This window comes from Klebsiella terrigena (assembly GCF_006539725.1).
Classification (GTDB): domain Bacteria; phylum Pseudomonadota; class Gammaproteobacteria; order Enterobacterales; family Enterobacteriaceae; genus Klebsiella; species Klebsiella terrigena.
In genome coordinates this window covers 112,750-121,435 of record NZ_BJNO01000019.1, presented here as the reverse complement: position 1 = coordinate 121,435, position 8,686 = coordinate 112,750, and the positions used below count along the sequence as shown (strand labels likewise).

9 protein-coding genes are annotated in these 8,686 nt (G+C 54.7%); 1 reads left to right on the top strand and 8 read right to left on the bottom strand.

Features of this window, described 5'->3' with window-relative positions; all coding sequences use genetic code 11:
• Positions 1 to 151 precede the first annotated feature (151 nt).
• From pgsA to uvrY, 3 genes are read right to left on the bottom strand one after another with little or no spacing between them, the layout of a single operon-like run.
• Positions 152 to 700 carry a CDP-diacylglycerol--glycerol-3-phosphate 3-phosphatidyltransferase gene (pgsA, locus tag RTE01_RS19625; RefSeq protein WP_041146269.1) on the bottom strand — a complete coding sequence of 183 codons (549 nt, stop codon included), beginning with the start codon at positions 698 to 700 and terminating at the stop codon, positions 152 to 154.
• 57 nt (positions 701 to 757) lie between these two features.
• Positions 758 to 2,590 (bottom strand): excinuclease ABC subunit UvrC, encoded by a 1,833-nt coding sequence (gene uvrC / locus RTE01_RS19620; RefSeq protein ID WP_076947303.1) that lies wholly within the window; start codon positions 2,588 to 2,590, stop codon positions 758 to 760.
• Positions 2,587 to 3,243: a UvrY/SirA/GacA family response regulator transcription factor gene (uvrY, locus tag RTE01_RS19615; RefSeq protein ID WP_041146271.1), complete on the bottom strand. Its 657-nt coding sequence runs from the start codon at positions 3,241 to 3,243 to the stop codon at positions 2,587 to 2,589. Before uvrY ends, uvrC begins: the two co-directional genes overlap by 4 nt.
• A 459-nt stretch (positions 3,244 to 3,702) precedes the next feature.
• On the opposite strand from uvrY, the gene RTE01_RS19610 reads away from it, so the two are divergent.
• On the top strand, positions 3,703 to 3,927 hold the full coding sequence (locus RTE01_RS19610; protein WP_041146272.1) for a DUF2594 family protein: 225 nt from the start codon (positions 3,703 to 3,705) through the stop codon (positions 3,925 to 3,927).
• Between the two features lie 67 nt (positions 3,928 to 3,994).
• On the opposite strand, the gene sdiA is transcribed toward RTE01_RS19610, so the two are convergent.
• From sdiA to tcyJ, 5 genes are all read right to left on the bottom strand, one after another.
• Positions 3,995 to 4,717, bottom strand: a complete 723-nt coding sequence (gene sdiA / locus RTE01_RS19605) for a transcriptional regulator SdiA (RefSeq protein WP_041146273.1) — start codon at positions 4,715 to 4,717, stop codon at positions 3,995 to 3,997.
• 559 nt (positions 4,718 to 5,276) lie between these two features.
• Positions 5,277 to 6,029: an L-cystine ABC transporter ATP-binding protein TcyN gene (tcyN, locus tag RTE01_RS19600; protein ID WP_041146274.1), complete on the bottom strand. Its 753-nt coding sequence runs from the start codon at positions 6,027 to 6,029 to the stop codon at positions 5,277 to 5,279.
• Complete coding sequence (gene tcyL, locus RTE01_RS19595; protein WP_041146275.1) at positions 6,026 to 6,694, bottom strand: cystine ABC transporter permease; 669 nt, start codon at positions 6,692 to 6,694, stop codon at positions 6,026 to 6,028. The genes tcyN and tcyL overlap by 4 nt, the downstream gene beginning before the upstream one ends.
• Positions 6,695 to 6,709: 15 nt before the next feature.
• The gene (gene dcyD / locus RTE01_RS19590; protein ID WP_041146276.1) at positions 6,710 to 7,696 is read right to left on the bottom strand and encodes a D-cysteine desulfhydrase; all 987 of its coding nucleotides are present in this window, start codon (positions 7,694 to 7,696) and stop codon (positions 6,710 to 6,712) included.
• 162 nt (positions 7,697 to 7,858) lie between these two features.
• Positions 7,859 to 8,659, bottom strand: a complete 801-nt coding sequence (gene tcyJ / locus RTE01_RS19585) for a cystine ABC transporter substrate-binding protein (RefSeq protein WP_041146277.1) — start codon at positions 8,657 to 8,659, stop codon at positions 7,859 to 7,861.
• Between the last annotated feature and the right edge of the window lie 27 nt (positions 8,660 to 8,686).

Here is an 8,686-nt window from a genome sequence, read left to right as displayed (position 1 = left end):
ATTATCAAGCTAATTTGCTAATCACTTGATTTTGTTATCGTCTGGCAAGCCGTGCTGCCGTTCGATGCGTTGCATTCTACTTACCTGGCGCAATGAGTCAACGATATTTTTTAAAACCTTGCGTCGTTTGCTGAAATTTACGCCGAAACGATCACTGATCAAGCAAATCGCCGCGCGCCGCGTTCAAATATTGCAGCATCGACCACAGCGTCAGCACCGCCGCAACGAGGAACAGCACGATCCCTGCCCCTTCAACCCACTCATTTGGCCGCCACAGCATCCACACCAGCGCCGTCATTTGCGCCGTCGTTTTGACTTTACCGATCCAGGAAACCGCTACGCTGCTGCGTTTACCCAGCTCGGCCATCCATTCGCGCAGGGCAGAGATAATAATTTCACGGGCGATCATCGTCGCCGCCGGCAGAGTGACCCACCAGGTGTGGTAATGCTCGGCAACCAGCACCATCGCAATTGCCACCATGACCTTATCTGCTACCGGGTCGAGAAACGCGCCAAAACGAGTGCTCTGATTCCAGCGGCGCGCCAGATAACCATCAAACCAGTCGGTTACCGCGGCGACAAAGAAAATCAGCGCACAGGCAAACGGTGCCCATACCACGGGAAGGTAAAACGCCAGCACAAAAAACGGTATCAGGATGACGCGAAACAGAGTAAGCAATGTAGGGATATTAAATTGCATAGTGACGGGTAACTATCTGTTAGAAGTAAAAATTAGCCCTATGTTGCTACAGAGCCCCTAATGTTTCAACGAGTAGAAGATCTTTTCTGCCAGACCGTGAGATATACCCGGTACTTTGGCTATCTCTTCGACGCTGGCTTGCTGTAGCCCCTGCAGACCGCCCATATACTTCAGCAGCATCTGCCGACGCTTCGGCCCCACTCCTTCGATAGTCTCCAGCGTGCTGGTACTTTTCACTTTTGCCCGCTTTTTACGATGCCCGGCGATGGCATGATCGTGCGACTCATCGCGGATATGCTGAATGACGTGCAGCGCGGGAGAGTCCGGCGGCAGGCTAAAGCCTTCGCCCTCAGGCTCAAAGAATAGCGTTTCCAGGCCCGCCTTACGATCGCTACCTTTTGCTACCCCTAATAATAGAGGATGATGTTTATCCCAGGCCACGTCCAGCTCGGCAAACACGCTTTTCGCCTGCCCAAGCTGCCCTTTACCGCCATCTATCAGGATAACGTCAGGGATCTTGTTCTCTTCGATAGCTTTACCGTAGCGCCGGCGCAGAACCTGATTCATCGCCGCATAGTCATCCCCCGGCGTGATCCCGGTAATATTGTAGCGGCGATACTCGGCGCGCAGCGGCCCGTTGCTGTCAAACACCACGCACGAGGCGACGGTCTGTTCGCCCATCGTGTGGCTGATATCAAAGCACTCCATGCGCTTCACCGCCGGCAGCTTGAGCAGCGTCGCCAGCGCCTGCAGGCGCTGATGGATGGTGGACTGCTGGGACAGTTTGGTCGTCAGCGCCGTCGCGGCATTGGTGCGCGCCAGCTTAAGATAGCGTGCGCGATCGCCGCGGGGTTTCGTCTGCACATTCACGCGCCGCCCCGCCAGCTCGGAGAGTGAGTCGGCGAGCAGGGTTTTGTCGCCAAGGTTAAAGTCGAGCAGAATCTCCCCCGGCAGGGTGCGCATCTGGCTCCCCTGCAGGTAGAACTGACCGACGAAGGTCTCCACCACTTCCCCAAGCTCGGTGCCGCCGGGGACCTTAGGGAAATAGCTGCGGCTACCCAGCACTTTCCCCTGGCGAATAAACAGCACGTGAACGCAGGCCATGCCCGAATCAAAGGCGACGCCAATAACGTCCATATCGTCGCCATTATTTGAGACAAACTGCTTCTCCGTCACCCGACGCACGGCCTGGATCTGATCGCGAATGCGCGCCGCCTCTTCAAACTCCAGCGCCTGGCTGGCCTTCTCCATGCGGGCAATAAGCTGCGTCAGGACCTGATCGTCTTTGCCGGCAAGGAACAGCCGCACGTATTCAACCTGCTGGGCATACTCCTCCTCGCTAACCAGCCCCGCCACGCAAGGGCCCAGGCAGCGGCCAATCTGATACTGCAGACACGGACGCGAGCGGTTGCGATAGACGCTATTTTCGCACTGGCGAACGGGGAAGATTTTTTGCAGCAGCGCTAAGGTTTCGCGAACCGCATAGCCGTTCGGGAAAGGACCGAAATATTCCCCTTTAGCGTGCTTAGCGCCGCGATGGGTCGCCAGCCGCGGATGGGTATCGGCGCTGAGAAAAATAAAGGGATAGGATTTGTCATCGCGCAGCAGCACGTTATAGCGCGGCTGATACAGCTTGATATAGTTATGTTCAAGCAGCAGGGCTTCCGTTTCGGTATGGGTTACCGTCACGTCTATTTGCGCTATCAGCGCCACCAGGGCTTCGGTTTTACGCGAAGCCAGGTTGCTGCGAAAATAGCTGCTTAGCCGCTTTTTCAGGTCTTTTGCTTTACCAACGTAAATAACGATACCGCCAGCATCGTACATCCGATAGACGCCCGGCTGGCTGGTTACTGTCTTCAGGAAAGCTTTAGCATCAAAAACATCACTCACAGACTTGCTAACGACTCCGCATTACACAGGCCATGGCGGATTGCCAGGTGGGTCAGCTCAACGTCACCGTGGATGTTTAATTTACTGAACATCCGATAGCGATAGCTGTTCACCGTCTTGGGACTCAGATTCAGCTGCTCTGAGATCTCATTGACCTTCTGACCTTTAGTGATCATCAGCATAATCTGCAATTCTCGTTCAGACAAACTGGCAAACGGCGATTCCGTTTTTTCCGGCTCGATCTGGCTGAGCGCCATCTGCTGGGCGATATCCGAAGCGATATAGCGCTGACCTGATGCCACGCAGCGAATCGCATTGACCACTTCCTGCGGCGCGGCGCCTTTACTCAGGTAGCCCGCAGCGCCTGCCTGCATCACCTTCGCCGGCAGCGGGTTTTCGGTATGCACGGTGAGCATAATGACTTTGGTATCGACAATGGCGCGCGCAATTTTACGCGTTGCCTCAAGACCGCCGATCCCGGGCATATTCATGTCCATCAGGACAACGTCAACGGGATTAGCCCGACACCATTTAACGGCATCCTCGCCGCAGCAACATTCGCCCACGACGTTAATCCCTTTTATATCTTCCAGAATGCGTCGTATCCCTGCGCGCACCAGTTCGTGGTCATCAACAAGAAGGACGTTGATCAAAGGAATAATCTCCAGAATTAGGGATAACACAACGGATAGTTTATCGAACCCATATTACCGGGTTTTGGCGTAATTTTAAAAGCCAAAAGTGTTCTTAAGAGGATTTATCTGTCCTTTATGGCAAGTTGTTTGCACACCAGGTGGAAACCCATACATAACAGAGAGTTGTATAAGGTCGTATTTTTAACATTCGTCATACAGAAAACGTAATAAACACAACACAATACGTAGTTGATAAATACGAAAGAAAATATGTAACAATAATTAACTCTAAAAATCATACCAAAAATTAACAATTTGCAGGCGCCGAAGCGGGCTTTATTCAGGCAATTAAACCCCTCACAGCTCCGATCAGAGAACGCAAATTACGCGCTCCTTTTTTTTCTGCCGCTTGTGGTATACTGCGCCGCTTTAAGATTTAGTATTGCGCAAAAGCGCCGATAGCAAACGAGGATATCGATGAGCACACCAGATTTTTCCACTGCAGAAAATAATCAAGAACTGGCGCAGGAAGTGACCTGCCTGAAAACGCTGCTGACGCTGATGCTCCAGGCCATGGGCCAGGCCGATGCGGGTCGGGTGATTATTAAGATGGAAAGGCAAATCACGCAGATGGAAGATGAGGCTCAGGCTGCCGTATTCTCCAGCACCGTTAAGCAAATTAAACAGGCTTACCGTCAGTAACAATAAACCGGCTGAAAGTATAACTGACAGCCGGTTTCACGCCTGGCACGCAGAACGATGGGTTAGCTCAAATTAAGCCGGTGGCGACCGCATAGCAGGCTATTTGCGTTTTATTCGGTGCGTTGAATTTTCGTTGCATATTTTTCTGATGAAAATTGACGGTATTTTCTGAGATAGACAGAATTATCGCGACCTCTGCCGAGGTCTTCCCTTCCGCAGTCCATTTCAAAATCTCCAGTTCACGCCGGCTGAACTTCATTTCCGGCGGCATCACCATCGCGTCCTGCAGACGTAACAGCGTCAACAGGCTGAGCTCAATCAGCATTCTCAAACGCATTTCCAGCTCGTCTGCCGGATAAGGCCCGGCGCTACGATTCTGCCCTGAGACCGAGAGAAAGCCCTGCGCGTGGTTGGGTAAGGTGAGGCACTGAGTAATCCCCTTCACCAGCCCGTGATCGCGCGCGCCGTCCCAGAGCTGCGGGGCGTCACGGAATAGCCCGTCGTTCCACGGCAGGTGACCACGAAGAAAATTTTCCGGTCGCAGCACCGGATCGATGGCGAAATAGTTCTCGGCTTGATAATGCGCCATCCACGCCTGCGGATAGGTCGTCTGCAGCGTCACCTTAGGGCGCGTAAAGGGCACGGGATGCCGCACGCAGAGAGCAAAATAATCGTATTCCAGCTCTTCCGCCTGCTGCTGCAGGAGATTATAAACCTCCTCTCCCGCCGAAATTGCCTGAAATTGTTGCAGCATTTCCCGCCGCCAGCTGAAAAAATCATTGTCCCTCATAACCGACCAAATAACTCCTGAGTAATTATCATTATTACAAATACAAAAACTAACACATAAATCTTATTTATATGTATAAAATATCGTATACACCGCACATATTAGATCGTTACTGGTGCTATTCAGCACAGACGGGAGAAGAGAATGTCGCATCATTTATCTCTGCCGACGATATATTCTCAACTGTGGGAGGAGTTTAGCGCCAATCCTGCTGCCGATATTGCCTTCTCTCAAGCGCCGCTGTTTTACCCTCAGCGATAAGATACGACGTATCGTTTCGGCAGGCTGGCCTCCAGCGACGGCGGAAAAAGGGATTGTTTCGGGAAAACGCCGCGTGCGGCTGAATATAAAAATACCAATCGATAAGCAGCGTTTAATAGTTCTGCTCTCTCACACGGCGCTATCGTTCAGCAGCTATCGTCCAGAAAGGTTTCCACTTCGCGGCCCAGGCGTTCGGGCTGGCCAAACGCCTGCACCGTTCTCTGCGGCTGGCGGGAACGCCGGTAGCCTCGCCGCCCCGCCCTTTTCACCGGATCCCACGGCCGCAGTCGGGTAGCCGTTACTGCATCAGGAATTTTTCGAGGAACTGGCGCGTGCGCGGCTGCTGCGGATTGGCAAACAGCGCCTTAGCCTCACCCTGCTCGACGATACGTCCCTGATCCATAAAGATAGCCCGGTCGGCCACGTCGCGGGCAAAGCTCATTTCATGGGTCACGATAACCATGGTGCGCTTCTCCTGCGCCAGCTGGCGAATGGTATTCAGCACTTCGCCCACCAGCTCAGGATCCAGAGCGGACGTGGGTTCATCAAACAAAATAACGTCCGGACGCATCGCCAGCGCGCGGGCAATCGCCACGCGCTGCTGCTGGCCGCCGGAGAGACGGCGCGGGTAGCTATTCTCTTTCCCGTTTAGCCCAACCTTCGCCAGCAGCTCACGCGCCCGGACGATCGATTCGTTTTTATCTTCACCCTTAACGATAACCGGCCCTTCGATAATGTTCTCCATCACCGTGCGGTGCGGGAACAGGTTGAAGTTCTGGAAAACGAAGCCGACGTGCTGGCGCAGGCGGCGAATCAGCCCCTTCTGCTGGCTCAGGCTGCGCGCGGTATCGATAGTGACGTCGCCCACCCGAATGGTGCCGCTCTCCGGCTGTTCCAGCAGGTTGATGCTGCGCAGAAGGGTCGTTTTGCCGGAGCCGCTAGGGCCGATAATCGCCACCACTTCGCCCTCCGCCACCTCCAGGTCAATACCGTGCAGTACCGTCTGTCCGTGGAACTTTTTCACCAGGTTTTTGACTTCAATGGCACTCATTTTGGATCACGCTCCTGGCGATTCAGCTGATTTTCAAAATAGTTTTGCAGCGTCGACAGCACCGTCGCCATCACCCAGTAAATCAGCGATGCGGCCAGATACATGGTGAAAACTTCCAGCGTACGGGAGGTAATAAGCTGCGCCTGGCGGAACAGTTCCGGTACCTGGATAGTCGCCGCCAGCGACGTATCTTTCACCAGGCTGATAAAGCTGTTAGAGAGCGGCGGCAGCGCGACGCGCGCGGCCTGCGGCAGAACCGCCCGACGCAGAGTCTGCCACGGCGTCATCCCGATGCTTGCCGCCGCTTCCCACTGCCCTTTATCAATAGAGGCAATCGCCGCGCGCAGCGTTTCGGCGGCATACGCCGCGGTGTTCAGCGACAGGCCAATCATCGCCGCCGGAATGGGATCCAGCTCAATGCCAAACTGCGGCAGGCCGTAGTAAATCATAAACAGCTGGGCGATCAGCGGGGTACCGCGGAAAATAGAAATGTAGACCCGCGCCAGCCACTTTACCGGCCAGAGGGGCGACATCCGCATCAGCGCAAGGATAAAGCCCAGCAGCAGGCCAAAGAACATGCCGCCGATGCTCAGCTGCAGCGTAAATACCGCCCCCTTGAGGAGAAAAGGTGCGGAATCAAAAACCAGTTGGATACTCTCTTGCATTCTGTTTGTTCTGCTTTAGATATGAGGATGGTAGGCAAACAGCGCCGGCGCTCCGCCGGTGTGTATAAATAAGATTGGCCCTTCATCCTTAAAGCGTTTCTGCTGAATACCGTCAATCAGCCCGGCCATCGCCTTCCCGGTATAGACCGGATCCAGCAGGATACCCTCAAGCTGTGCCAACAGTTTTACCGCTTCCATTCCTTCGTCATTCGGCGTGCCGTAGCCTGGTGCGAAATAGTCGTCCCACAGCGTAATCCCGGCTTTTGCCTGCAGCTCAAGGCTGTTCGCTACCGCCTGCTGCAGGGCAACGACTTTCGGCAGCTGGTCCGCCACCTTGCGCGACACGGTGACGCCAATCAGTTCGGCTCCCGGCATCAGCTGTTCCAGACCCACCGCCAGGCCGGCATGGGTGCCGGCGCTGCCGGATGCCACCACCACGGACGACAGCTCTACCGCGCCTTCGCACTGCTGGGCAATTTCCAGCGCGCTTTCAACATAGCCTAGCGCACCCAGCGCGCTGGAGCCGCCGACCGGGATAACATACGGACGATAGCCCTGAGCCTCGATACGCGTCGCCAGCTCTTCCAGCTGCGCATTGGGGTCGGTCAGCGCATCGCACATCTCAACCTGGGTATTGAACAGATCCAGCAGCAGGCGGTTGCCGTTAGTCAGGTAGTTCTCCGCACGGGTGCCAATCGGGTTTTCCAGCAGGGCCACGCAGTGCAGGCCAAGCTTAGCCGCCACCGCCGCGGTTTGACGAACGTGGTTAGATTGAATCGCGCCGGCGGTGATCAGCGTATCAGCACCTTCCCGCAGCGCATCGGCCGCCAGGAACTCCAGCTTGCGCAGCTTATTGCCGCCCATAGCAAGCGGGGTCACGTCGTCGCGTTTGATAAAAATTTCGCGACCGAGATGATCCGACAGGCGCGGCAGGTATTCCAGCGGCGTCGGAGCGCCAATCAGCTCCAGGCGCGGGAAACGCGTTAAATTTTGCAGTGACATGATATCTCCTGACTGAGAGCCAATCCCTCAGGCGTTATTATTCCAGGCAAACTGGCCCATAAAATAGCCTGATGAAACAGGCCCTTTGTTTTTATTATGCACGTAGTTGCCGACGAAATAAAAAAAGGCGCTTCCATGAGCGCCTTTTTTCACCGCCGGCCGTTATTTCGTCACGTCAGCGCCAAACCATTTTTCCGACAGCGCTTTCAGGCTGCCGTCTTTTTGCATGTCGGCAATGGCACCATCCACCGCTTTCAGCAGGTCTTCGTTACCTTTACGCAGCGCCACGCCAGACTCCTGACGCGAGAACGCTTCGCCGGTGACGGCCAGGGTATTGCCGGTTTTCTTCACCAGATCCAGCGCCGCCAGACGATCGACCAGAATGGCATCGATGCGGCCTACGCGCAGATCCTGATATTTAGTCGGGTCGTCATCATAGGTGCGGATATCCACGCCCTGCACGTTCTGACGCAGCCACTCTTCGTAGTTGGTGCCCAGACCCACGCCGACTTTCTTGCCTTTCAGGTCGGCCGCCGTTTTGATAACGCCTTCATTGCCCTTTTTCACCAGCGCCTGCACGCCAGAGACGGTGTACGGCGTGGAGAAGTCATATTTTTTCTTACGCTGGTCGGAAATGGTGACCTGGTTAATCACCACGTCGATGCGTTTAGAATCCAGCGAGGCCAGCATTCCGTCCCATTTGGTTGGTTTCAGATCGGCCTTCACTCCCAGATGCTTCGCCAGCTCGTTGGCAAAGTCGACCTCAAAACCGGCCAGCTTGCCGTCATCACCCTGATAGCTGAACGGAGGATAGGTTCCTTCCAGGCCCACGCGCAGCGTGCCGCGCTCTTTAATTTGGTTAAACAGGTTTTCTGCTGCAAACGTTTTTACGCTAACGCCAGTCATCAAAACCACAGCCATTGCGCCCATCAGCGCCTGGCGGCCCAGAAGTGCTAATTTCATAGAGACCCCACAGAGTGATATTTTTTT

Coding starts and splice junctions, on each gene's coding strand:
- tcyN (WP_041146274.1), bottom strand. CDS start 6,029: ATGAGTGCCATTGAAGTCAAAAACCTGGTGAAAAAGTTCCACGGACAG.
- dcyD (WP_041146276.1), bottom strand. CDS start 7,696: ATGTCACTGCAAAATTTAACGCGTTTCCCGCGCCTGGAGCTGATTGGC.
- RTE01_RS19610 (WP_041146272.1), top strand. CDS start 3,703: ATGAGCACACCAGATTTTTCCACTGCAGAAAATAATCAAGAACTGGCG.
- sdiA (WP_041146273.1), bottom strand. CDS start 4,717: ATGAGGGACAATGATTTTTTCAGCTGGCGGCGGGAAATGCTGCAACAA.
- tcyL (WP_041146275.1), bottom strand. CDS start 6,694: ATGCAAGAGAGTATCCAACTGGTTTTTGATTCCGCACCTTTTCTCCTC.
- pgsA (WP_041146269.1), bottom strand. CDS start 700: ATGCAATTTAATATCCCTACATTGCTTACTCTGTTTCGCGTCATCCTG.
- tcyJ (WP_041146277.1), bottom strand. CDS start 8,659: ATGAAATTAGCACTTCTGGGCCGCCAGGCGCTGATGGGCGCAATGGCT.